Consider the following 23,203-nt stretch of genomic DNA (forward strand, 5'->3'; position numbering starts at 1 on the left):
AGTACAACAACACTCCGGGCAACGCTCATTCGTTGCCCGCATATCCAGCGCATCGATCAACGCCCCGCCAACAACTCCGCCGCCTGATCCAGCAACGCCAGCGGATCCTTGGCCTTGTGAATATCCACCGACAACAACTGGCGGAATTTACGCGCCCCCGGAAACCCGGTGCCCAAGCCCAGCACATGCCGCGTGATGTGATGCATCGACCCACCGGCCAGCAAATGCTCGGCAATATAAGGCCGCAACTGCGCCAACGCCTCGGCCCGACTGATCACCGGCGCCGAACCGCCGAACAACTGCTGATCCACCTCCGCCAGCAAATACGGATTGTGATAAGCCTCACGCCCCAACATCACACCGTCGAACGTCTGCAAATGCTCATGGCAGGCCTCCATCGTCTTGATCCCACCGTTCAGCACAATCTCCAACGCCGGAAAATCTGCTTTCAGCTGCGCAGCAACGTCATAGCGCAATGGCGGAATGTCGCGATTCTCCTTCGGCGACAACCCCTCCAGAATCGCAATCCGCGCATGCACCGTAAAACTCGTACACCCGGCATCCCGCACAGTCCCGACGAAATCACACAACTGCTCGTAACTGTCCCGCCCATTAATCCCGATCCGATGCTTCACCGTCACCGGAATCGACACCGCATCCCGCATCGCCTTCACACAATCCGCCACCAACTGCGGATGACCCATCAGGCACGCGCCGATCATATTGTTCTGCACACGATCGCTCGGGCAGCCGACATTCAGGTTCACCTCGTCGTAACCGTGCTCCTGAGCCATGCGGGCGCAAGCGGCCAGATCCAGCGGAACACTACCGCCCAACTGCAAAGCCAGCGGATGCTCGGCTTCGTTGTGACGGAGGAAACGCTCGTGATCGCCATTGAGCAGCGCGCCGGTGGTGACCATTTCGGTGTAGAGCAGGGCGTTCTTCGACAGGAGGCGTAGGAAGAAACGGCAATGGCGGTCAGTCCAATCCATCATTGGGGCGACGGAGAAGCGGCGGGAGAGTGGGGCGGGAATAGGGGACATTGGCGGTTCTGGATTTGGGTGGGGCTGGGAGGTGGGGAGTTTATCAGGGTCAGAGCGAATCTGGCATTGGAGGAATGCTAGGCAGTGAAGGTATGGTCGGTTAGAAGTTAAGCCGATCGCATTTAACTGTGGCCGGCTCAAGCTGCTTGTTAAACTTCCTCAGTTATTGTCCTTGATGCTTGAATGCCTTCCTCGAGTAGAACTCGACGGAACTCTTTAAGTACTTGCTTGCCAAGTTTTGTAAGGGACCAATAGCTTGCTGTATCGCTTACTGAATGTTTTTTCTTCGAAGGCTCTACTAGGTCTAAAGCGGCAAAATCGGCAAGTATGTCGGTTACGACATTTTTTCCGATTGGATAATGTTCGAGGTATTTTGTTCCCTCAAGATGTAATGCAATGTTCTTGCCAACGTCCTCGCTTGAGTTTTCGACGATCAAACCTTTCGCTACCCAGTGAAACACATCAGCTAAAGTGATTTTTTTATATGTAACATCTGCCCAAGTCGGCTTTTCTCTAGTTCTAGCTCCGAGGCTTCGTTGATTGGCGTTAAGAATTAGTATGGCTGAGCGAATTTCGTCAAGTTGAGAATCTTCTTTTTTCTTTGTTTTCTCGATCTCTTCTCTGAGGGATGCATTTTCACTACTCAGGCGAGTCAACTCCTTTGTAACTTCGACTCCGGTAACTTGGTCGGCTCTGATCCAGCCAGTACGTGGGTTGCCAGTTATGGATTTCATTAGCGAGATCGAAAATTTTCCGTGTAAGTCATCTTTAGTCGACCAAAAATTAACTAGGCGTGATTTAACTTTAGTCTTGAATTTAGAGAGGCGTTGCTGGGACTTGGTGTCACTCTCACATCTGTCTCTAGGCCATGGTGCCGAATCGTCTATAACAAAGCCTAGTATAGGTATTCCTTTTTCGACCGCGTAGTCATATTCTTTTTCCGTATAGCCAGTTCCATCTGCCGTCACTGAGCCATAGCGGTGGGCGACGATAAGGGCGTAATAGTCAATTTCGTCAATCTGCCTGGCGATAATTTTCCATTGTTCTTCATCTGCTGCGCTGAACATCTCCATTCCAACCGGGATATGTCCCATCTCTAGAACTGCTTTTATTACCTGCTCACGCTCCTCCACAAGATCCTGAAAGGTTGAGCTAACGAAGATTTGATATTTTTTTGTCATTACTATCCCTAGAAGGTAAAGGTTAAGTGGTGAACATTCGATTTTAAGAGGAAAAAGCTGGCAAATTTATTATTGTAATTGCTGTGTAGATGACAAGTTCGTCCTCCTAAGGTTTATAGCTTTTCATGAGTTCGTTGTGGTAGTCGCGCATTGCCAGCTTTTTAGCTTTAAGTTGTTGATAAAAAAACCTGGTTGCTATAAGTAAAATAGAAGGCAGCGCTAAGTATACCAAGCCAAAGCCAAGACCAATGATTTGGCGGTATGCAAAAACATTCTCTTTTTTTAAGTCCAAAGGGATTTCTGCGAAATAGTTTCCATAAAAACATCCAGCGATGATGGAGGTTAATATTGCGACTCCACCATTTAAAAATAGTTTGTGAACGGATGGGGCATATTTGTAATAGTATGTCATTGGGTCTGGTGTTGGCATAATTATCTATCTCAATAATGACAGTTAGTGGGTGTAGGTTGTCTCTGTGGGCAAATGGTTGTGTTAATGGTGTCGAGCTATTTACTGAGCATTTATGGAAAGTCCTGAGTTGTATGTGTGAAGTAAATGGTGGGTCACTGATTTCCTATGATTTTGCTTCTAGTGAAAAAAGTGCAAATGGATAACTCCTTTTCGATATTTTTTCAAAACTCTCATCTTTTTCGGTAGAAAGCTTTTGGATGATAATTTTTATTATCTGTTTAAGATTTGATACTGTTTTTCAAGTTCGATCCATATATATTTGTATCTGTGTTTTAACAGATTTACCAGAAGCTCATCGAATTTCCTTCTTAGCCAGCTTTGGTTTTGGGTTTGCAGCATTTTCTCTATGTCACTTTCCAGTTCTTCTCTGTTGAAGCAAAGCCAAATGCTAGGAAGTGTGCTCTCAAGATTAGAGTGGCAAACAGGCGCCACTTCTTCAAAGAGGATGCGTTTTATTTCGTCTTTATCAAATTCTACTGTTTGTCTTGCAATCGCGGCATAGTCGACTTCGTTATCAACGAATGCATCTGATAGTGCCCATCGAACGTCCGCTCTTTCTTTTTTTGTCATTGAACGTCCCATTTGGAAAATTCCTCCAGCTCTTCGTCAAAACTATCGGCGACTGCGCTGCCAGCAATTCCTCCCACAATACTTCCTGCCAAAACGATTGCCACAGCACACGCAAGAGCACCGGGGCCGCAGAATGCGGAGACTCCTAAGCCTGCTAAACTCCCGCCAGCTGCGCCGCCACCTATAATAATGCCTTGACGGGCCGTTTCCTTGACTTTGTTATCAGCGTTCATGATTTCATAAACAGCGAAGGTCGCAGTGACCAATAGTCCTACTTTCCCCATTATTCGTAATTGCTTTGTTCCTCTGGTTACGGGTGCGTTGTCACGACCCGCTGCATCCAGGATCTCATAATAGACTTTGCTTTTTTGTTCCGGAGTAAGTTGTGCGTATTCAACTTGCGCTGTTCTTAAGGCATATTTGTCAAGGGTTTCCTGTAATGTCGGTGGGAGTTTCTTTTTACGCTCAGCATAAGCCACACCTTGTGCTGAGGTAAATTTCCTGTGTTCCTCCAAAATTCTATTTCGCATCTCTTGGCAAAACTCTGCACCCTCGCGGGCGGTTAGTTTTCCTGCCGCGACTTCCTCTTTTGTCTGAATCGACATTCGCTTGATATTATTCATGTAGCTGGTGCGCGTTTTCGCATCCGATATCGCATCTATGGAGAACCTGGTAGCAGCTCCCTCCATTCCAGCAATCGCCATATCCAAAGGCGAATTTTCAAGCTCGTGTGCTTTCTGAACAACGTAGCTTCCAGTGACGAGTAGTGGTTCAGCCATGAAATATTCCTTATTTCAATGATGCATTGAACAATGTGTCGAAGAACGAATCTGGTGTCGACTCTTCTTGGGCGCCGAACTCCAGTTTTTGGCAGATTTTTCCGGTGATGTTTAAAAACTTGACAGTGTTGGTGCTATCAAACATTCCGGATTGAGTTGATCCATCTTCAAAGTGCGCAGTACAACCCATGCCTAAATAAGACTCTGCACCGGGTATGTAGAAACTTATCCAGCCCGGATGCATGATCAGTGGAGTTGGTGGAGTAAAGGGTGCAGGCGAATGTGAGTCACCAATGATCACTGTTCCAGACCCACCGATCACAACGTCACCGTGGGTACCGACAGTGTCGACAAGAGCGGCATTTTTGCCATTGATAAATACTGTGCCGGATACAGCGGAGGCTAGGGCGCTGCCGCAAGTGCAGGTGTCGCCTTTTCGCGCGGCTGCGAGCCCATCAAAAAAAACGTCGGGGGAACCGGATGCGATGGCTTTGGGGCCGTGTCCAGGCATGGGGCAGGAGGTGGGATCGGTGATACGTGCGGCTGGCTTCGCCATGTTTGACTCCCTGTCATCGAATTAACCGCTGCCGACTGTATCAGACTTGCTTTGGTCAGTGACTGGCGACGATGCACTCGACGTTTTTCGTCAATCTAAACAGCAATGCTCGCGCTTGTTTAAATGAATCACGCTGGCACAACCCTAGCCCTACACAACCTTGCGCCACCCCCTACACGTAAGACAGAATCCGCCGGCTTGTGCGTCTAAACCGCAGGTTCTATCGTCCTCTGGTCACTGAAATCCAGTGATCGGGTTTGGTAGCCCGGTTCGTGTCTAGATGCATGCGTCACCTTGTTCAGTCGCTTTCCCAGGACTCGGATTTCATGGTGGTCATGCGTGGGGCCCATTCGTGGGCGCCGGGTTCTAGTGCGACCGGTCTACCAACCCGCGTATGGCCGCCACCCATCGTTTGGTAGCGTGGGTGATGGCTTCTTTTAGTAATCGCGCTAGAGGTTCCATCTATGTTCAAACCAACACCCAACCCGCCAGAAACCGATCCCGCATCCCCCTACGAATCCCCCCATTCCAAAAAGCTCCACGAAGCCGCCGAGCGCGCGCTTGATCACTATCTCCTTCCCGCCAGCCAGATCATGGTCAGCACCAACGAGCCCGAACGCATGTACTTCGCCAATCCGAAGTACGACACGGAATCCCTGCTGGCCAACGCCAGTGAAACGCTGAGTTCCGCGTCCGAGTTGCTCAACAACTTCGCCGCGCTGCTTGATCCCTCGAACCGCAAAACCGCGCTAGGCATTGCGCAGGTGGTGATGTTGGGTGAGTTGGCGGTGAATCAGGCGTTGGATCACGTCGAAATCAAGCCGTAAAACCCGTGTCCCTCTGCGGCGTGCGGCAGGCCGTTGCCGCAGAGGGGCGGGCATCTGAATCGGCTTTTCCATCGTCTTTTTGCGCCAGTAGCGATGTGCCACAAAGCGTGATGGCAATGCGTCATCACGCGACTCTAAAAGTTCAACCATTGTACAAAAATAAAAAGTTGTACAAGTTTTCCTAAAGTTTATAGCATCCCTTCCAGATACCTTTTGCTGAATCGATAAATCTTGCGTCCAGACGCCCTGTTTGCGACGTGATGGTTTTGTCTGCCGATGCTTGTGTCGGGTTTTCTTGACGCATCAACCGCATCGCATTTTGCATTTCCGGGACAGCTGGAGCGTCCCGTAACACGCCTTGGATGACGACCCCCGAATGTCTGGACGGTGACTGCGGTTGCCGAAGATCTATTTTTTGTGCCTGGCGTTTCGCGTCAGGGCGTTTGAGGCTGAATATGGCAGTTGCATCGAATTTCCTGGGTGACATCAAAGTTTCCCGCAAGCTGGGAACCGGTTTCGGCATTCTTTTGCTGGCTGTTTTGGCGGTTGCCTTCATTGGCTATAACAGCAACAGCGTGCTGGTTGATCGCTTGAGTACGACGCGGCTGATCGGCACGTTGAATGACGCGACGCAAAATATGCGTCTGTCCGAGAAACAGTACGAAGCCGCTGCTGATGCTGCCTTCGTCGATTCTTATCACGCTCAGTTGAATGTCTTGCAGGGCCTTGTGAGCAAGGCGCTGGAAACGTTGACGCGCGCTGAAAACCAGCAAGCCTTGAAGGCGTTGCAAGCCACGATTGTTGCCTACGATCAGAAGGTAAAGCGGCTGATTGATGCCGATAAGTCGACGACGGATGCCCTGAAACCGCTGGGTGCGCTGTCGGACAAGTACGCGCAGACCTTTGCCGGCATGCTTGAAAGCACCACAACCAATGCCCTGGCGTCCGCCGATGGCGAGCGCGTTCGGGAGTTGCGCACGGTGGCTGACTTGCGCAACGGCATGACCACGTTTCGCCTGATGTTGCGTCGTTACATTGCGGTACCCGACGACGCGAACAAAAAAGTGCTGATGGAGACCATCGACACGTTCCTGAGTGATATCACCAAGGCGCGTACCAGCCTGCCGGCGACCCTGTCGAGTCAACTGGAAGAAGCGCACGCCGGGATGCGTCGTTATCGCGAAGTCTTGGTGGAAGTGGCCGGGCTGTTTGAGCAGAAGCAGAGCATGCGCCAGCAGGTCGACCAGGAAAGCAAGGCGATGGACAGCATCATGAACGGCCTGATGGACACCCAGCAGCGCCTGGCGCGTGAAGATCAGCGCTCAGCCTTTATTCAGATGGCGGTGTTGACCGTGTTGGCGCTGGTGGTCGGGCTGTTTGCTTCGGTGGTCATCTCGCGGCAGATCACTTTACCGCTGGCGCTGACGGTTGATCTGGCTCGTCGTATTGCCAAAGGCGATCTGACGGTTCAGGCCAAATCGGCGCGCAAAGATGAGTTGGGCGATCTGCAAAACGCGATGCAGGACATGGCGCAGAACCTGAATACGCTGGTGCAAGGCATCGGCAACGGCGTCACGCATATTTCCACCTCAGCGGAAAAACTCTCGGCCATGAGCGAGCAGACCAGTGCGGGTGTTCGTCAGCAGAAAAGTGAAGTGGATCAAGTCGCCACGGCGATGCACGAAATGGCTTCGACGGTGCAGGAAGTTGCCCGTAACACGACCGACGCCTCGGCTGCCGCGACCTTGGCCGATCAGCAGGCGCGTCACGGCAGTACGGTGGTGAAGCAGGCGACGGTGCAGATCAGCGAGCTCGCGGTGGCCATTGAAGAGTTGGGTGGTGCGATGAACGTGCTGTCTCAGGACAGTGAGCAGATTGGCAAAGTGATCGATGTGATCAAAGCCGTCGCGGAGCAGACCAATTTGCTCGCGTTGAACGCCGCTATCGAAGCGGCGCGGGCAGGCGAGCAGGGCCGTGGTTTCGCCGTGGTGGCAGACGAAGTACGTTCGCTGGCCCAGCGCACGCAGGACTCGACCAAGGAAATCGAAGCGCTGATCGTCACCCTGCAGCAGGGCACGCAAGCGGCTTCTACGCTGATGGCTTCCAGCCGCGAGCGAACCCTCGATACGGTGGTGTTGGCGCAGAAGGCCGAGCTGGCGATTACCGAGATCAATCAGTCCATCGGCACGATCCAGGAAATGAGCCTGCAGATCTCGGCCGCGGCCGAGCAGCAAAGTGCCGTGGCCGACGAGATCAATCGCAGCATCGTCAGTGTGCGTGATGTGGCCGACCAATCGGCGGTTGCCAGCGAAGAGAGTGCGGCGGCGACGATTGAGTTGGCGTCGCTGGGGCAGGACTTACAGCGAATGACCGCGCATTTCCGCACTTGATTTTGTGAACGATGAGCCCACGGAGCCTTCAAAATATTCAGGCGCCGTTGGGCTACAGTTATGGCTGGGTAGCACATAACCGAACAGCTGCTTATTGATCACATGGACGTTTACAACCCGTTATCAGGGGGCTTCATGACCGAATTTCCAAAATCATCCGCCTCTCCCGGAGGCTGCCAGGGCTGTAAAAACAAAGGCGCGCCGGATCTGGATTTCGCCTTCGCGTTTCAGCCGATTGTGGATCTGCGCGATCAAACGACCTTTGCCCATGAGGCCTTGGTTCGCGGCGTGAATGGCGAAGGTGCGTTGTCAGTCCTGGAGCAGGTGGACGATCAAAACCGATATCGATTTGATCAACTGTGTCGTGTGCGGGCGATTTCCACGGCGGCTCAGTTAGGTATGACCGAGTACCTCTCGATCAACTTTTTGCCGAATGCCGTTTACCGTCCGGAATTGTGCATTCGCAGCACGCTTGAAGCAGCGCGCGCTCACGGGTTCCCGCTGGATCGCCTGATCTTCGAGGCGGTTGAGGGCGAGCACGTTGAAAAGAACAGCCATCTGACGAACATCTTGCGTGAGTACCGTGAGTTCGGTTTCAAGACGGCTATTGACGACTTTGGCGCAGGCTATTCCGGCCTTAACCTGTTGGCGGATTTCCAGCCGGATTTGATCAAGCTGGACATGGCGCTGGTCCGGGATATTCACCTTGATCGTGTGCGCCAGACCATCGTGCGTAACGTCGTGAACATGTGCAGAGAGTTGGGCGTTGAGGTGATCGCCGAGGGCATTGAAGATGCCCAGGAAAGAGACTTTCTCGCCGATTGCGGCATTTATCTGATGCAAGGTTTCTGGTTCGCAAAGCCTGCTTTCAAATCGCTGGCGCAGATCCCCAAAGGTGCGTGGCTGGAGAGATGATCTCGTTCAGCTCGCACTGATCCGCTCGATAACGGCGGCCAGCGCAGGTCGCTTGTTCTGCCACTCAGCCTTGGTTATTCCCAACAAAACCACGTCGACCCGAACCCCATTTTTCACCACGTTCTGCCGGCGAACTCCTTCAATCTCAAACCCGAACTTCTGGTGCATCTTCACTACCGCTGAATTCATCGCCAGTACTTCGCAATTCAGCTTTTCCAGCCCCGCCACATCAAACGCGTAATCGAGCATCCAGAACTCGACCACGCTGCCCAAGCCCTTGCCCTGCAAGCCAACGTCCAGATAAAACGCCCAATCTGCGGTTTTCTGCGCAGCGTTGATCGCGTTCAACGAGACGATCCCGACCGCTTGCTGATCCTTGATCACCACAAACACTTGTTGCCGAGGGTTGTCCTGCAAAGAGGCCAGCCAGTTAGCGTGTTCCTGTTCGGTGATTTCATGAGAGGTGTACATGAATTTGCGCACGTCCTCTTGATTGCGCAGGGTGCGGACATGGGCCTGGAGGGCGGGGTCGGCTTCGGTGAGCGGGAGGAATTGCATGGTGATGTCCTTATCTGGCGGGAAGGTGATTCTGAACCGGCGCTGTCGATCGGGAAAGTCTCATGTTGCGGTGTACGGGGCTGGAGGTAAAAAACAGGGGTGAGTGTGAAAAGTGGCAATTTAGGCGGCCGGGAAGGTGGAGGCAGCGTGTTCCAAGATTGATAGAGGAGGTTTCCGACGGAGGCCTTTTGTTTTATCCCATGGTAAAGTCGCGCGGGGATCTGGCGCGATGACGCTGGATTGAGGGGAGCTGATCGCAGAATCGATGGACGTATTCGTGGGTTTTCCTTGGGAAATACAGCACTGATGCGGTTCCATATTCAGCAAAGCACATATAGTTGTTTATATAAGCAGAGCGTTTGAATGGCCCTGTCAGCCTTCTGTGTTTTGCTACAAAAAATAAGGTGTTGCAGTAATGTCTGGCAAGGGTGCATACAGTTCCAATCATGTGGGATACCGTCCTGATATAGATGGGTTGAGGGCGATCGCTGTTCTTGGTGTCTTGTTTTATCATGCATTTCCCGATGTTTTAACTGGAGGCTTTATCGGGGTTGATGTTTTTTTTGTTATCTCCGGTTTTATTATCTCCAGTAATCTTTATAAAGGCCTGGAGAGTAATAGTTTCAGTTTTCTGGACTTCTATATTCGCCGCGTAAAGCGAATTTTCCCCGCCCTCATTCTGGTGCTCTCGAGCGTTCTGCTCTTCGGTTGGTTTGCTCTGTTTCCAACCGAATATGCTGCGGTCGGTAAGCATGCTGCATTCGGCGCTGGGTTTGGCGCAAACTTTGGCTATTTGGGAGAAAGCGGATATTTCGATGTCAGCGCAATAACCAAACCTTTGCTGCATCTTTGGTCTCTAGGTATCGAGGAGCAATTTTATCTGGTCTGGCCTGTCGTTCTGATTCTGGCATGGCGAATCGGATTGAACCTTTTTATTGGTTTGGCTGTGTTGATAGTCTTGTCTTTTGCCACCTCTATTTGTTTAATCGATTCCGATCAGATGTCGGCGTTCTATTTGCCATACTCGCGATTCTGGGAATTGATGATCGGCGCGCTAATAGCGGCATGGGCACACTTTCATCCTAAGAAATTGGCCAGTTTCAGCAGTCGAAAAGTCATGGGTGTGCTCATGGCGGACTTGTTGTCCGTGCTCGGGCTTGCCTGTATCACGCTAGGGTACATATACGCGAAGGAAGATATCAATTTTCCTGGATATTGGGCGCTTTTGCCTACTGTCGGGTGTGGCCTGGTTATTGTTGCTGGCGTTGTTTCTTCGGTAAATAGAAACATTCTGGCCAATAGAGTTCTCGTCGTAATAGGTTTGATCAGCTTCCCCCTGTATCTATGGCATTGGCCGTTGCTGTCCTATGCACATGTGATACAGGGTGGAACAACTCCTGCTTCGCTCAGAGCCATCTTGGCGGTCACCGCAATCGTAATGGCTTGGCTGACTTTCCGTTTCGTTGAGCGTCCACTGCGTTACGGCGCTGGAAATTACAAGACCTGGGGCCTGATAGTCGCCATGATCTGCGTTGGTGGATTCGGTTGGGTAATATTCCAATCTAATGGGTTTGCGAATCGTGCAGCAGTGGTCATTCAGCAGGAAACCAATGCTTTGCTGGTCGGACCAACATGGAAGTACACCAAAAATGATCTTTGCGTTTCACTCTATCCAGGCACCTTTCGTTATTTCTGCTCGCAAGAGAAAAACGAACCGCCAACGCTGATTCTTATCGGCAACAGTTATGCTAATCACCTCTATGGAGGACTGGTCGAGGACAAGCGCTTCGCACGCCATAACGTATTGTCATACGGGTCATGTCAGCCAGGTGGTTACATGATTGACTGTGATATGCAGGAAAAAATTGTTGCGGATCATCCTTCGATTAAATATGCAATTATCAGCGCGCTATGGCCTAGGTTCGATGAGCAGGGGCGTGAAATTGATATGGTGACAGGGCAGGGGCCAACTTATCAGTTGAATATGGCCGCAGCATATGAAAAATTTCTAAATGACAAAGTTGCCTTCCTGAGATCCCATGGAGTGCAGACAATAATCTTCGGCCCAAAACCCGAAGTGATGTATGACCCACGCACTTGCTTCACCCGTCCATTCGCTTCCGCTGCCAACGATTGCATAGTCACCAAGTCTCAAGCAGACAAGCAGCAAGCGGGTATTAATGAGGTGATTCAGCGCGTTAAAGCGAAAAATCCGGATGTTCAGATATTCGATCAGAACGATTTATTTTGCAGTGGCTCAGAGTGCAGTTTGATTGAAGACGGGCTGCCCCTGCTGAGGGATTATCGACATTATTCGGAATTCGGAAGCCGTCAGATCATCAGTCGGTTTGCCGATTGGGCGAAAACCAATGCTCCCGGAATTCTTGAATAGTATTTTTCGAGATTAGATGTGCAAAAAGCCCGGCTCATTAGTCGGGCTTTTTCATGGTTTCAATAAGCGCAAATGGAGCGCGACAGCACATGGACGCGTCGCTTTATCCAGTGCCGGCGAAGCTCCTGTAGGCACTCACTGTGGAACTGCCAACCACTCGCTAATCACTCTCTGATATTTACCGGTAACTTTGCTCAGATGCAGCCACTGATCGACGTAGAGTTTCCAGCTGATGTCGTCACGCGGCAGCAGATAGGCCTTCTCGCCGTACTGCATGAATTGCTGCGGATTCACTGCGCATAAACCGGGTTTGAGTTTCTGCTGATACAGCGCTTCCGAGGCGTCGGTGATCATCACGTCAGCCTTTTTGTCGAGTAGTTGCTGGAAGATCGTCACGTTGTCGTGCAGAGCCAGTTGCGCCTTTGGCAGGAAGGCATGGACGAAGGCTTCGTTGGTACCGCCGGCGGGTTCCACCAGGCGCACGCCGGGCTGGTTGATCTGTTCGACGGTCTGGTATTTGGCTTGATCGGCGCAGCGCACCAGCGGGATTTTGCCGTCGACGTCGAGGGTGTTGCTGAAGTAGGCCTTTTTCTGCCGATCCAGCGTGACCGAAATCCCGCCCATGCCGATGTCGCACTTGCCGGCCTGCATGTCCGGCATCAGGGTTTTCCAGGTCGTTGGCACCCACTCGACCTTGACCCCGAGGCTGTCTGCCAGCGAGCGGGCCATGCTGATGTCGATGCCTTCGAAGTCGCCGTCGGTGCGTTGGAAGGTGTAGGGCTTGTAGTCGCCGGTGGTGCAGACGCGCAGTTGGCCTTGTTGCTGGATGGTATCGAGGTGCGAGGGGTTTTGTTCGGCGTGAACGCCAGCGGCCAAGGCTAGCAGGCCGCAGAAGATCGAACTATTTTTTAGATTTATCATGGGTGTCTGAAGGTTGTGAAAGGGCGCGGTTCAGAGTAACGCGTCTTGCAGCCCGCGCAAACGGCGGGCTTTTTCACGGGCGGGAAAAGTTCAGGCTGCTGATGCCGGGCGTAATTTGCTCTTGCGCTCGATGGCGATTCGAAGTTTTCCCATCGAAGGTTTCTCGATCAGAACATAGGATATATAAGAGAACAGCACGCAGATCGAGACAAGAACAGTACCACTGACCATTCCATATTGTGACCAGCCAGGAATGTTGCGATTGAAGAACGGATAGTAGTACTCAACCACATAAATTATCTGATAGTGCCAGATATAGATGCTGTAGGAGATAACGCCGAGAAACACCAGAGGCGACATAAGCACGTAAACGAGTTTGTTGCATTCCTTGCCTTTGGTCAGGCAGATACAGGTCATCGCGAAAGCTGTACCCGCAATGCGTCCGGCATATGCGTGAAGGCTATCACCCAAGCATGCGTAGAGTGCCAATGATACGGCGATCAGGCAGATAGCCACTTTTTCCTTGTTATCCGCATCAGCAATGAATATTCCCAATGCAAAAGCATAGAAGATCTGGGAGAACTTGAGGTACTCGATCCAGCCATTCAGCAAAAACACGCCGTATAGGGCGAGTGATGCCAGAAGAATGACGATCTTGTTGCGAATCCCCGCCATAAGCATGAGCGGAGCCAGTATATAAAACGTAGCTTCGTGAGTGAGTGTCCACAGCACGGGGTTGATATCGCGGGAGACGGATGGATAGAAATCCTGGGAAAAAATCAGGTGCCTGAATATTATCCAGCTGTCATAGGTAGGCGTCCAACGACTGCCTATGTAGCTTATAGCAGCAACGACAATGAACAGGTTGACCAGATATAGCGGTACCAGCCTCGTGACCCGATGGATGGCGAACAGTCTTATTCCTCCAGGAGAACCGATCAGGCGCGTTCCGGATTGCCAGATCAAATATCCGCTCAGACAGAAAAATACATAAACACCAAAGTCGCCCAGGAAACTTTTATTGGCCGAAAACCAGGCATTGGTGGCGAGACCGGAAGTATCGGAATGCGAAAAGAAAACCGCGGCCGCAGCTAAACCTCGAAGAGCATCGATCGCTTTCGAATGTAGATTATATTTCATGACCGAATGCTACAAAATTTGATAGGGGTCGGATGATGCCACAATCCGGAAATCCAATCTATCCACGTTTTTGTGTCCCGCTGTCTGCGGCGATCAGGCTGGACGGCGCGAAGGTCTAAAGGAAAACGAGCCCCTGCAAGGGGGCCCGTTTTTGTCATTTGGTTACGGTTTTACCCTTGGCTGCAGCCAGCTCCAAGGTTGCTTCGTCGAGGAGTTTGGCGACGCCAGGGCCATAAAGAATGGCACCTTCTCTGGAGAGGTGTGTAGCGTTGAAAAACGCCGGCTTGTTGTCTGCATCAGCCACCACGCAGCTATCGTCAGTGGGGCATGTTGCCCGCATCATGTCTATGTATTTGACGCCTTTGAGCTGTGCCAGGGGCTGATTGATCTTTTCTGTTTCCGGACTCTTGTAGTTGATTGCGTAATGACTCAGACCCGCAGCTCGGCCAAGGCTGTTGGCAATGAACGTACTGTCCTTGAGCAAATCCTTACGGCCAAACACGTAAACATCGGCTTGGGTTTGCGCCACAATTTTCTTGATGGCATCCAGGTAGTAGGGTTCACCGAAATCGCGCCAGTAGAAAACGATGAAAACTTTGTCGGCACTTTTGATCAGGTCCGGGTTATTGGCTCTTTTCAGGCTTTTCTCACATCGCTCCACGTAAACAGGCTGCTGGATGACAATCGGATTGACGCGCGTCATGTAGTCCTTTTCTTTATCTGGATCCAGACCAATGGTTCCGCAGGCGCTGTCGATCAGGCGGGAGACGATATCGAACCGGTTTGCGTATCCCTGCTCCTTGAGAATATTGAGTAGATCGCCAGCCTGCGAATCGCCGATGACCAGCAGTTTTTCTTTCTTCGATGAAGGATCGAAGTTTTCCTTCTGATTGAGTTGTTTGATGAAATCAAAAACGTAGATCGATGCCGCTCGCTCATCGATTTTGCCCATCTCCCTGATTTCGGCCGGAATTCTCCAGTTCCATCCGTCCTGAGCCCAACTGCTCGCTGCCGGAACCATGACAATGACTGAGGCGAGGGTGGTTACAAGTGAGAACTCTGCGCCGCTCAGACGGGATTCGCGCTGGTGACGGAAGGGCTTCTCGATCAGGTAGTACAACGCTAATGCAAGAACCACGGTCGCCAAGAGCAGTCCGACCGTGAGCAGTTTGCGGATGTTGTCGAGGTAGATATAGCTGGCAAAAACGAACAGAGGCCAATGCACCAGATAAAGCGAATAACTGATTTCGCCGGTTTTGACGGCCAGCCCGGACGAGAAGGGTCTGGCGAAAAAAGCATGCTGCCCACCAAGAATCATTAACGCAGCACCCGCAGTCGGAACCAGAGCGGCGAGGCCCGGAAACAAAGTGGTTGTGCTGCTGAAGGTGAAGATTGCATAGGTGATCAGGATAAGGCCGATCAAGTACGCAGCATTCGCTACAAGCTTGCTGATTCTGTAGCGCTCAAGGAATACGACGAGGCCACCGAAGAGGAACTCATGTATCCGGAAAGGCGTGAGAAAGAAAGCGCCGGAAGCATCCTTCTTCAAATAGAAGAACGCTGCTGTCGCACCGATGACAACAATCGCGAGCACCGGCAGAAAAGGTTTTCGGGTAAATCGGGTGATAGCTAGAAGTGCAATAGGCCAAAGGATATAGAACTGTATTTCGACACCCAACGACCAAGTGTGCAGCAAAGGTTTTACCGATGAGGCTGCATCGAAATAGCCACTCTCCAGCCAGAAATAGATATTGGAGATACCGGTCAGTGCATAGACCGTGGAACCTGACATTTGCTTGAAGTCAGTCGGAGAGAAGAGGCTGAACGCTGCCAGATAGGAACCGGCAATTGTTACCAGCAAGGCCGGGATCAGACGTCTGACACGTCGTAAGTAAAAGTCCGCGAAGTCGAATCGGCTTTGATCACGGCGCTCCACGATTACTTTCGTGATCAGGTAGCCACTGATGACAAAGAAGATATCTACCCCTACGAAGCCACCTGTAATGAAGGCAACCTTAAAGTGGTACAGAATCACTGCGATTACCGCGATAGCTCTAAGACCGTCGATATCGGGTCTGTAGCCGGCCTTCTTGCTCTGCATTACTGCTCCATGATCGAACTGTTCGAAAAAGACGCGGCAGTATAGTGGCCAGCAGCCCGGCGCAGCTAGACTCATTCATCCGGGTCGGAAAACGCGTATATCGCGCTGACAGGCGTAATCGGAAATCTGCCTAGGTGAACTCCACCTCGGCTTTTCGACAGAGTCATATCTAAAGCCCCAGCCCCTCCTGAACCACCTGCAACAGGTTGTTCTCGGTCAACGCAATGGCATCCAGCTCCTGCCCGGTTTCAACGGTCTGCAGCCACCAGTGGCTTTCGTGGTGTTCATCGACGGTGCGCAACAGATAAGTGTTTCGCTCCGGCAGGGTGATTTGTACCCGTCCAGAACCATCTTCGGTAAAGCGTGCGATGGGATCAAATGTCAGGGTTTGGTCATTCGCCTCGATCACCAGTTGGTCGATGGCGTAATCGTGGGATTCGCCATCCGGGGAGGTTTCGCAAATGTGCGTTGGATTGCGCCGAATCTTCAGGCCGACTTCTGTCACCGGTTGCAGCCACGCCTCGATGCGGTGGTACAGGTCGTAGACCTGCGCGGGCCAGCAATCGATCTCCAGTTCCGCGCAGGTGATGTCGGCCGCGTGGTTGTGCCGGGTTTGCTTGAGCTTCGCGGCGAGTTCGTCTGCTTTACTCATTTCGGTTCCCTGTATTTGATGGCTGCTTATTAATCGTAGACCTTTCAACGGGGTACGGCCTTGCCTTGCGTCATGCGCTTGCAACACTGGCGTGTCCAAATCAGCCCTGACCACGTCTGGTCAGGAACGAAAACCACGGACGCAGGCGTCCCAAGGAGCGGGTACATGAAAAAGCTGTTTACAATTTTGGCGGTGATTGCGCTGACGGCCGGTAGCATCGGTCTGAGTTCGGCGCGCCAATCCCAGTCCGGCAAGGTGCAGGCTGAATCGGTGGCGGGGGTATTCGATTACTACCTGTTGGCGCTGTCCTGGTCGCCGACGTTTTGCCTTACGCACAAGGATGACGTGCAGTGTTCGGGCAAAGGTTACGGCTTTGTCCTGCACGGTCTGTGGCCGCAATACGCCAAGGGCGGCTGGCCGGAGTCCTGCCCGCCACTGACCACGTTGTCGGCGGCGGAAAGCAACAAAGGCATGACGCTGTTCCCGACCAAGAAGTTGCTTGATCACGAATGGTCGAAACATGGCACGTGCAGTGGTCTCGGCGCGATGGGCTATCTGGATGCGGCGGATAAGGCTGTTGGCGCGGTAAAAATCCCGCAAGCGCTGCAACCGTTCAGCACCTCCTATTACTTTGAGGCGCAAGAAATCGCCGACTTGTTCCGCAAAGCTAACCCGGGGATTCCAGCGGATGGCATCGCGGTGATTTGCAGCGGCCCGGAATTGTCCGAGGTGCGCGTGTGCATGGGTAAAGACTTGCAGCCTGGCGCTTGTGGCAAGGGTGTGAAAACTCAGTGCCGGGCGGGGGATATCCGGGTGCCGCCGTCGCGCTGAGGTGATTTGAATCAGAATTGCTGAGCGCTGAGCGCTGAGCGCTGAGCATTGAACAGAGAGCACTGAGCACTGAGCTCTGAACCTGTGGTGAGGGGATTTATCCCCGATGGACTGCGCAGCAGTCCGGTTTCTTGGGGCCGCTGCCCGACCCATCGGGGATAAATCCCCTCGCCACAGGGGCCTCGTGTCCACGCTGCTTATCTACTGCAAAACCGATCGTAAAAATAAATCGACCTGTGGCGATCATCCAAATCCACCGCACGCCGATACAACGGGGCGAGAGCGGGGTGTTTGCCCCCTGCATCCGTGTGAACTACGCTCACAAAACATAAGGGTTTCGGGCTCGCGCCCCTGTCGTACCTGCCCAGGACATGCTTTTGCCTATCCCCATTCACGATCTGCAACAGGCCCCCGGCGCGCTTAAACGCCTGCCGCTGCGTAAAGCGGCAGCGTTTTTTGTCGTTGCGGTGAGCTTGTGCCTGTTTGGTTTGCTGTACCTGCAACTGGAGCAGTCGCGGCGTCAGGATCTGGCGGTGGCGCAAATGGCCTCGAGCAACCTGACCCGGGCGATGGCGCAGCAGGCAGAAGACACGTTTCTCGCGGCGGATCTGGTGATGACCAGCCTGGTCGACTGGATTCAGGATGATGGCTACGGCGCGGCGCAGAAGCCGCGCCTGCAAAGAACTTTCGCCCGCCGGGTGCAGCAACTAAGTCAGTTACACGGCATGTTCCTGTTCGACCAGCAGGGCCAGTGGGTGCTTACCTCTTTCAACGATCTGCCCCATGACATCAACGTGGCTGACCGTGAGTACTTCAAGTTCCATCAGCAGAACGCCTCGACCGTGGCGCACATCGGCCCGGCGATTCGCAACCGCGAGGATGGTGAGTGGATCATCCCGATCTCCAAGCGCGTCAATGACCGCGCCGGCAATTTTCAGGGTGTGTTGCTGGCCGGAATCAAGATGGCGTACTTCGACCAATTCTTCAAAAGCTTCAGCCTCGACGACAACGGCATCATGTTCCTCGGCCTGACTGACGGCACCTTGCTCGCTCGTCGTCCGTTTGACGAATCGCTGATCGGTACGTCACTGGCCCAGGGCGAGATCTATCAAAAGCTGTTGCCCAACGCCGCGGCCGGTACGGCGATGTTCAATTCGGTGGTCGACGGCGTCACCCGTTTGTACGGCTATCGACAACTCGCGTCGTATCCGTTGGTGGTGTCTGCCGCGACCTCGCGGGACACAATCCTCAAGGGTTGGTATGAACGTGCTTTCCAGTCCAGCGTGATTGTGGCGCTGGTGATCCTGGGCATTGGGCTGTTTGGCTGGGTGTTCATCCATCAGGTGCGCGACGGTGAGCGGATCGAGAAGAACCTGCGCAAGGCACAACGCTCGCTGGAGCAGATCGCCACCCACGACAGCCTCACCGGACTGGCCAACCGGCGACTGTTTGAACGGTCACTTGAAATCGAGTTTGCCCGAGGTGCGCGGCAGGTCAGCCCGGTCAGCCTGATCATGCTCGATATCGATTTTTTCAAGCGTTACAACGATGCTTATGGCCACGTGGCCGGCGATCATTGTCTGACGCAAGTGGCGCAGGTGCTGAAGAACTGCTGCCAGCGCAAGTCGGATCTGGCAGTGCGCTACGGGGGCGAGGAGTTCGCGGTGCTGTTGCCCGATACCGACATCAACGGCGCATTGGCGATTGCCGGGCAGATTCGCCGCAGCGTGATCGACAAACGCATTACCCACAGTGGATCACCCACCGAATATCTCACCGTGAGTCTGGGCTGTTATTCATTTATTCCCAATGGCAATGACAGCCCGGAAGTGTTTATCCAACGGGCGGATGCGGCGCTGTATCAGGCGAAAAATGCCGGGCGCAACCGGGCGGCGGTGCTGTCGCCGGAGGACGGTTTAGCGGAACTCATGCGCTCCGATCGCTAAGCCACAACCTGCACAAAAACCTGTGGGAGCTGGCTTGCCACAGGGATTTTCATTGAGTGAGGATTGTGAAAACGCTCATAGGAGCGTTCTCACCAAGGGTGGCTCTTGTTCGTTCAGCCGCCCGTGCCACCGCCTGCGCCGCCCGTTCCGCCGCCGGCCGAACCCGTGCCGCCACCGGCACCCGAGCCCGAACCGCTGGCGCCGCCATTGGTGCCGGTACCGGAACCGGCGCCATTGGCACCGCTACCGCCAGAAGGCGCGCCCGGCGTGTTGTCTGGCGGCATGGTCGAGCCGCTGGTGGCGCCGGATTTGGTGCCGGTAGCATCAGCGCCATCGTTGGCCGCGAAGCTGGCGGCCGAAGCCGTGGCCAGCAGGCCGGCAAGCAATAACGAGGTGAGTTTGCGCTTCATCATGGTAGGTCTCCAAAAAGGGGATTTACCTGATATTGGTCTGACGCGCCGAACGCTTGGTGCCGGTAGAGTGACGAGCGGTCAATCAAGTGGCCTCCTGATCTTCGCGAATATTGGCTATTTGTCGAACCACGCGCCGGGACTAACGTAGCCACACATTCACTCGCCCCGGAATCCACCATGAAAGCCCGTACCGATTTCTACACCGCTTCCCCCGACGCTCTGAAAGCGATGATCGCCCTGGAAACGGCCGTCTCCAAACTGCCGCTGGAAAAAAACCTGATCGAACTGGTCAAGCTGCGCGCCTCGCAAATCAACGGCTGCGCGTTCTGCATCGACATGCACACCGCTGATGCGATCGAGGGCGGTGAAACGCCACGTCGTCTGTTCGCCGTGACCGCATGGCGTGAAGCGCCGTTCTTCAGCGACCGTGAACGCGCCGCGCTGCTGTGGACCGAATCGCTGACCCAACTGAGCCTGACCCACGCCCCGGACGAAGATTACGACGTCGTCGCCGCGCAGTTCACGCCGAAAGAAATGGTCGACCTGACTGTCGCGATCAGCACCATCAATAGCTGGAATCGTCTGGCAGTGGGCTTCCGTAAAACGCCGCAAGCCTGAGGTCACACCGCAGATCAATGTGCATCGGCACTCGGCGCGGCCGGTGGTTGTACCTTGCGCATCAAGGCCACCATGGCGGTGGCGATGACGAAGCAAACCATGATCATCAGGAACGTGTCGCCGTAGGTTTGCGTTTGCGCCTCGCGGTAGGTCAGCAGCCATAGCTGGCGCAGGCTGGCGGTGACGCCGATGTCGCCGCTCTGGCCCAGGGTGGCGAGGTTGCCGCCGACCTGGGACAGCCACTGATTCATCGCCTCGTTGCTGCTGTTCAGATGCTCGGCCAGTCGGGTGAAGTGCAGGTTGGTGCGGTCATTGAGAATGGTTGCGCAGGCAGCAATGCCAATCGCGCCACCCAGATTACGCATCAGGTTGAACAGGCCCGACGCATGCTTGAGCCGCGCCGGCGCCAGCCCGCCGAGGGTCAGCGTCACCGCCGGCGGCACCGCCAGTTGCTGGGCAATCCCGCGCAGGGCTTGCGGCAGCATCAACTCTCCGGCGCCCCAGTCGTGGGTGATCGGGCTGAACTCCCACATCGACACCGCGAACAAACCCAACCCGATCATCATGATCCAGCGCAAATCCATCCGGTTGGCCAGAAAGGCGTACAGCGGAATCGCCATGATCTGGAACACCCCGGTGGAGAAAACCGCCAGACCGATGTCCAGCGCGCTATAGCCACGCACCCGGCCTAGGAACAGCGGCGTCAGGTAAATCGTCGCGAACAGACCAATCCCGGTGACGAACGAAAAAAAGCAGCCGAACGCGAAGTTGCGATCCTTGAGTGCGCGCAGATCGACGATCGGATTGGCCACGTGCAACGTGCGGCCGATGAAGGCCAATCCCGCCAACCCGCTGATCCACGCGGTGGTCAGAATCGTCTGATCGCTGAACCAGTTCCAGCGCGGGCCCTCTTCGAGGGTGTATTGCAGGCAGCCGAGAAACAGCGCCAGAAACACCATGCTCAGATAATCCGCGCCTTTGAGCAGTGACAGTTCCGGTTGATCGATCTTCACCAGCATCGGCACCGCCACGGCAACGAAAATCCCAGGTACCAGGTTGATATAGAACAGCCAGTGCCACGACGAAATATCGGTAATCCAGCCACCGATCACCGGCCCCAATGTCGGCGCCAGTGAAGCGACCGCGCCGATGGTTGCGGCGGCAATCACTCGTTGTTTGCCGGTGAAGAAAAAGAACGCGGTGGTGAATACCAGCGGGATCATCGAGCCGCCGAGAAAGCCTTGCAGCGCGCGAAAGGCAATCATGCTCTGGATGTTCCAAGCCATGCCGCAGAGCAGGCTGGCGAAGGTGAAGCCGACCGCCGAGGCGCAGAACAGCCAGCGCGTGGAGAACACTCGCGATAACCAGCCCGACAGCGGGATCACGATGATTTCTGCGATCAGGTAACTGGTCTGCACCCACGCGGTTTCATCGGTGCCGGCGGCCAGTCCGCCACCGATATCGCGCAACGACGCCGAGACGATCTGAATATCCAGCAGCGCAATGAACATGCCGATGCACATCGTCGCGAAGGCGAAGACTTTGGTAGCGGTCGCCATGTCTGCCGCGTTGAACGGTTGCGCCGGGGCGGCGAGGGTGGTGCTCATGGCGCGGCTGCCACGGCGCTGTTTTCAGGTTGCGCGCGGGTGTCGACTTCAGCGGTCACTGACAGGCCAGGACGCAAATGGCCGAGCACGCCATCAGCCGGGTCGAGCAGAATTCGCACCGGTACGCGCTGGACGATTTTGGTGAAGTTGCCGGTGGCGTTTTCCGGCGGCAGTACGCTGAATTGCGAACCGGTAGCGGGGGCGAGGCTGTCGAGGCGTCCGTGGAATTGCTGACCTGATAACACGTCGGCACGAATGCTCACGCGTTGGCCGGGTTTCATCCGCGCCAATTGGTCTTCCTTGAAATTGGCATCGACCCACAAGCCGCTCGCCGGGACCACTGACAGTTGCTGCGAACCGGCCTGTGCGTAGGCGCCGACCCGCGCGCGGCGGTTGCCGATGACGCCATCGACCGGGGCGCGTAATTCGGTGTAGCCGAGGTTGAGTTGCGCCAGATCACGTTCGGCCCGCGCCTGCTGGAGAGCGGCGCGGGCTTGCTGTTTCTGCGTATCGATCACCGCCAGTTGACGTTGCGCGGCGAGCAGTTCGGCTTGCGCGCGGGCACTCAGGGCCTGGGCGGTTTTGAAGGTGGCGTCGGCGCGCTGGGCGCTTTCCACCGAGACGGCATTGGTGGTCACCAGACGTTTGTAGCGCGCGTTGTCATCCCGCGAGCGCGCGGTTTCGGCACCCGCCGCATCAATGCCGGCACGGGCCTGACCGATCACCGCGTGTTGCAGTTGCTCGGTGGCGTCGAGGTTGGCCAAAAGTGCTTGTTCGGCCGCCACCGCGCCTTCGGCTTTGGCCAGGTTGGCGCGGTAATCGCGCGCATCGAGGCGGATCAACACGTCACCCGCCTTAACCGGTTGGTTGTCGCTGACCAGCACTTCTTCGATGTATCCGGCGACCTTTGGCCCGATCACCGTGACGTCGCCTCCGATATAGGCATCGTCGGTTTCCTCGAGAAAGCGCCCGGTGCCCCACCAGTGCACGGCATACAAACAGGCGAACACCAGCGCGATCAAACCGGCGCCGGGAATCAACAGGCGTTTAAGCAGGGGAGGCCTGGCGCTGACCGGGGTGACGAGGGCGGGTTCGAGGGGAGGCATGCTGGTCATGGAGGGATACCTGCGGAAACGGGTCGTTATTACGGACGTAATATGACGTATGTAATATTTGGTGGCAATTGAAATCTTCGACCGATCGTCAGTTGTCCCTCCAAGGGATATATGCGGGTTCCAGGCGGGCCCTAGGGGAAACCCTGATGTCTGGCAAATCAATTGTTTAAGAAATG

Annotated in this window: 21 protein-coding genes and 1 pseudogene; 8 read left to right on the forward strand and 14 right to left on the reverse strand. The window is 54.3% G+C overall.

Annotation, left to right across the window (positions count from 1 at the left end; all coding sequences use genetic code 11):
* Nucleotides 1-56: 56 nt before the first annotated feature.
* The 6 genes from dusA to ACIOVB_RS07415 form a co-directional block, all read right to left on the reverse strand.
* On the reverse strand, nt 57-1,043 hold the full coding sequence (gene dusA, locus ACIOVB_RS07390) for a tRNA dihydrouridine(20/20a) synthase DusA (protein WP_401266250.1): 987 nt from the start codon (nt 1,041-1,043) through the stop codon (nt 57-59).
* A gap of 149 nt (nt 1,044-1,192) precedes the next feature.
* Nucleotides 1,193-2,224 carry a DUF4062 domain-containing protein gene (locus ACIOVB_RS07395; protein ID WP_401266252.1) on the reverse strand — a complete coding sequence of 344 codons (1,032 nt, stop codon included), beginning with the start codon at nt 2,222-2,224 and terminating at the stop codon, nt 1,193-1,195.
* A gap of 106 nt (nt 2,225-2,330) precedes the next feature.
* On the reverse strand, nt 2,331-2,654 hold the full coding sequence (locus ACIOVB_RS07400) for a hypothetical protein (protein WP_401266254.1): 324 nt from the start codon (nt 2,652-2,654) through the stop codon (nt 2,331-2,333).
* Nucleotides 2,655-2,906: 252 nt separating this feature from the next.
* Nucleotides 2,907-3,278: a hypothetical protein gene (locus tag ACIOVB_RS07405; protein ID WP_401266257.1), complete on the reverse strand. Its 372-nt coding sequence runs from the start codon at nt 3,276-3,278 to the stop codon at nt 2,907-2,909.
* Entirely contained in the window at nt 3,263-4,045 is a 783-nt protein-coding gene (locus tag ACIOVB_RS07410) for a hypothetical protein (protein WP_401266259.1), read from the reverse strand. Before ACIOVB_RS07410 ends, ACIOVB_RS07405 begins: the two co-directional genes overlap by 16 nt.
* Before the next feature lie 10 nt (nt 4,046-4,055).
* Entirely contained in the window at nt 4,056-4,601 is a 546-nt protein-coding gene (locus ACIOVB_RS07415; RefSeq protein WP_401266260.1) for a PAAR domain-containing protein, read from the reverse strand.
* 464 nt (nt 4,602-5,065) lie between these two features.
* Here ACIOVB_RS07415 and ACIOVB_RS07420 point away from each other — a divergent pair, with 464 nt between their 5' ends.
* The 4 genes and pseudogenes from ACIOVB_RS07420 to ACIOVB_RS07435 all read left to right on the forward strand — a co-directional run bounded on the left by ACIOVB_RS07420 (nt 5,066) and on the right by ACIOVB_RS07435 (nt 8,733).
* Nucleotides 5,066-5,428 (forward strand): DUF6124 family protein, encoded by a 363-nt coding sequence (locus ACIOVB_RS07420; RefSeq protein ID WP_401266262.1) that lies wholly within the window; start codon nt 5,066-5,068, stop codon nt 5,426-5,428.
* Between the two features lie 455 nt (nt 5,429-5,883).
* Nucleotides 5,884-6,960, forward strand: a pseudogene (locus tag ACIOVB_RS07425) (methyl-accepting chemotaxis protein); the annotation flags it as partial.
* A 78-nt stretch (nt 6,961-7,038) separates the two neighbouring features.
* On the forward strand, nt 7,039-7,818 hold the full coding sequence (locus ACIOVB_RS07430; RefSeq protein ID WP_401266345.1) for a methyl-accepting chemotaxis protein: 780 nt from the start codon (nt 7,039-7,041) through the stop codon (nt 7,816-7,818).
* 135 nt (nt 7,819-7,953) lie between these two features.
* On the forward strand, nt 7,954-8,733 hold the full coding sequence (locus ACIOVB_RS07435) for an EAL domain-containing protein (RefSeq protein ID WP_187677668.1): 780 nt from the start codon (nt 7,954-7,956) through the stop codon (nt 8,731-8,733).
* A gap of 6 nt (nt 8,734-8,739) precedes the next feature.
* On the opposite strand, the gene pseH is transcribed toward ACIOVB_RS07435, so the two are convergent.
* On the reverse strand, nt 8,740-9,291 hold the full coding sequence (gene pseH, locus ACIOVB_RS07440; protein WP_187677570.1) for a UDP-4-amino-4,6-dideoxy-N-acetyl-beta-L-altrosamine N-acetyltransferase: 552 nt from the start codon (nt 9,289-9,291) through the stop codon (nt 8,740-8,742).
* A gap of 415 nt (nt 9,292-9,706) precedes the next feature.
* On the opposite strand from pseH, the gene ACIOVB_RS07445 reads away from it, so the two are divergent.
* Nucleotides 9,707-11,683 carry an acyltransferase family protein gene (locus tag ACIOVB_RS07445; protein WP_401266264.1) on the forward strand — a complete coding sequence of 659 codons (1,977 nt, stop codon included), beginning with the start codon at nt 9,707-9,709 and terminating at the stop codon, nt 11,681-11,683.
* A 135-nt stretch (nt 11,684-11,818) separates the two neighbouring features.
* Here the strand turns inward: ACIOVB_RS07445 and ACIOVB_RS07450 are convergent, their stop codons facing one another.
* From ACIOVB_RS07450 to ACIOVB_RS07465, 4 genes are all read right to left on the reverse strand, one after another.
* Nucleotides 11,819-12,604 carry a transporter substrate-binding domain-containing protein gene (locus ACIOVB_RS07450; RefSeq protein WP_401266266.1) on the reverse strand — a complete coding sequence of 262 codons (786 nt, stop codon included), beginning with the start codon at nt 12,602-12,604 and terminating at the stop codon, nt 11,819-11,821.
* A 90-nt stretch (nt 12,605-12,694) separates the two neighbouring features.
* Entirely contained in the window at nt 12,695-13,744 is a 1,050-nt protein-coding gene (locus ACIOVB_RS07455; protein ID WP_401266268.1) for an acyltransferase family protein, read from the reverse strand.
* A gap of 154 nt (nt 13,745-13,898) precedes the next feature.
* Nucleotides 13,899-15,845: an acyltransferase family protein gene (locus tag ACIOVB_RS07460; protein WP_401266270.1), complete on the reverse strand. Its 1,947-nt coding sequence runs from the start codon at nt 15,843-15,845 to the stop codon at nt 13,899-13,901.
* A 169-nt stretch (nt 15,846-16,014) separates the two neighbouring features.
* The gene (locus ACIOVB_RS07465) at nt 16,015-16,497 is read right to left on the reverse strand and encodes a hypothetical protein (protein WP_401266273.1); all 483 of its coding nucleotides are present in this window, start codon (nt 16,495-16,497) and stop codon (nt 16,015-16,017) included.
* A gap of 165 nt (nt 16,498-16,662) precedes the next feature.
* Here ACIOVB_RS07465 and ACIOVB_RS07470 point away from each other — a divergent pair, with 165 nt between their 5' ends.
* Nucleotides 16,663-17,328 carry a ribonuclease T2 gene (locus ACIOVB_RS07470; protein ID WP_401266276.1) on the forward strand — a complete coding sequence of 222 codons (666 nt, stop codon included), beginning with the start codon at nt 16,663-16,665 and terminating at the stop codon, nt 17,326-17,328.
* A gap of 377 nt (nt 17,329-17,705) precedes the next feature.
* Nucleotides 17,706-19,274: a sensor domain-containing diguanylate cyclase gene (locus ACIOVB_RS07475; protein ID WP_401266279.1), complete on the forward strand. Its 1,569-nt coding sequence runs from the start codon at nt 17,706-17,708 to the stop codon at nt 19,272-19,274.
* A 113-nt stretch (nt 19,275-19,387) separates the two neighbouring features.
* Here ACIOVB_RS07475 and ACIOVB_RS07480 read toward each other — a convergent pair whose 3' ends face one another.
* Nucleotides 19,388-19,687: a hypothetical protein gene (locus ACIOVB_RS07480; RefSeq protein WP_401266282.1), complete on the reverse strand. Its 300-nt coding sequence runs from the start codon at nt 19,685-19,687 to the stop codon at nt 19,388-19,390.
* A gap of 177 nt (nt 19,688-19,864) precedes the next feature.
* On the opposite strand from ACIOVB_RS07480, the gene ACIOVB_RS07485 reads away from it, so the two are divergent.
* On the forward strand, nt 19,865-20,305 hold the full coding sequence (locus ACIOVB_RS07485; protein ID WP_401266284.1) for a carboxymuconolactone decarboxylase family protein: 441 nt from the start codon (nt 19,865-19,867) through the stop codon (nt 20,303-20,305).
* Nucleotides 20,306-20,319: 14 nt separating this feature from the next.
* Here the strand turns inward: ACIOVB_RS07485 and ACIOVB_RS07490 are convergent, their stop codons facing one another.
* Nucleotides 20,320-21,912, reverse strand: coding sequence for a DHA2 family efflux MFS transporter permease subunit (locus ACIOVB_RS07490; protein WP_401266287.1), 1,593 nt, complete (start codon nt 21,910-21,912; stop codon nt 20,320-20,322).
* Nucleotides 21,909-23,027 carry an HlyD family secretion protein gene (locus ACIOVB_RS07495; RefSeq protein WP_401266290.1) on the reverse strand — a complete coding sequence of 373 codons (1,119 nt, stop codon included), beginning with the start codon at nt 23,025-23,027 and terminating at the stop codon, nt 21,909-21,911. The genes ACIOVB_RS07490 and ACIOVB_RS07495 overlap by 4 nt, the downstream gene beginning before the upstream one ends.
* Nucleotides 23,028-23,203: the final 176 nt, after the last annotated feature.

Origin of the sequence: Pseudomonas sp. NPDC087639 (assembly GCF_044743385.1) — a bacterium.
GTDB lineage: Bacteria > Pseudomonadota > Gammaproteobacteria > Pseudomonadales > Pseudomonadaceae > Aquipseudomonas.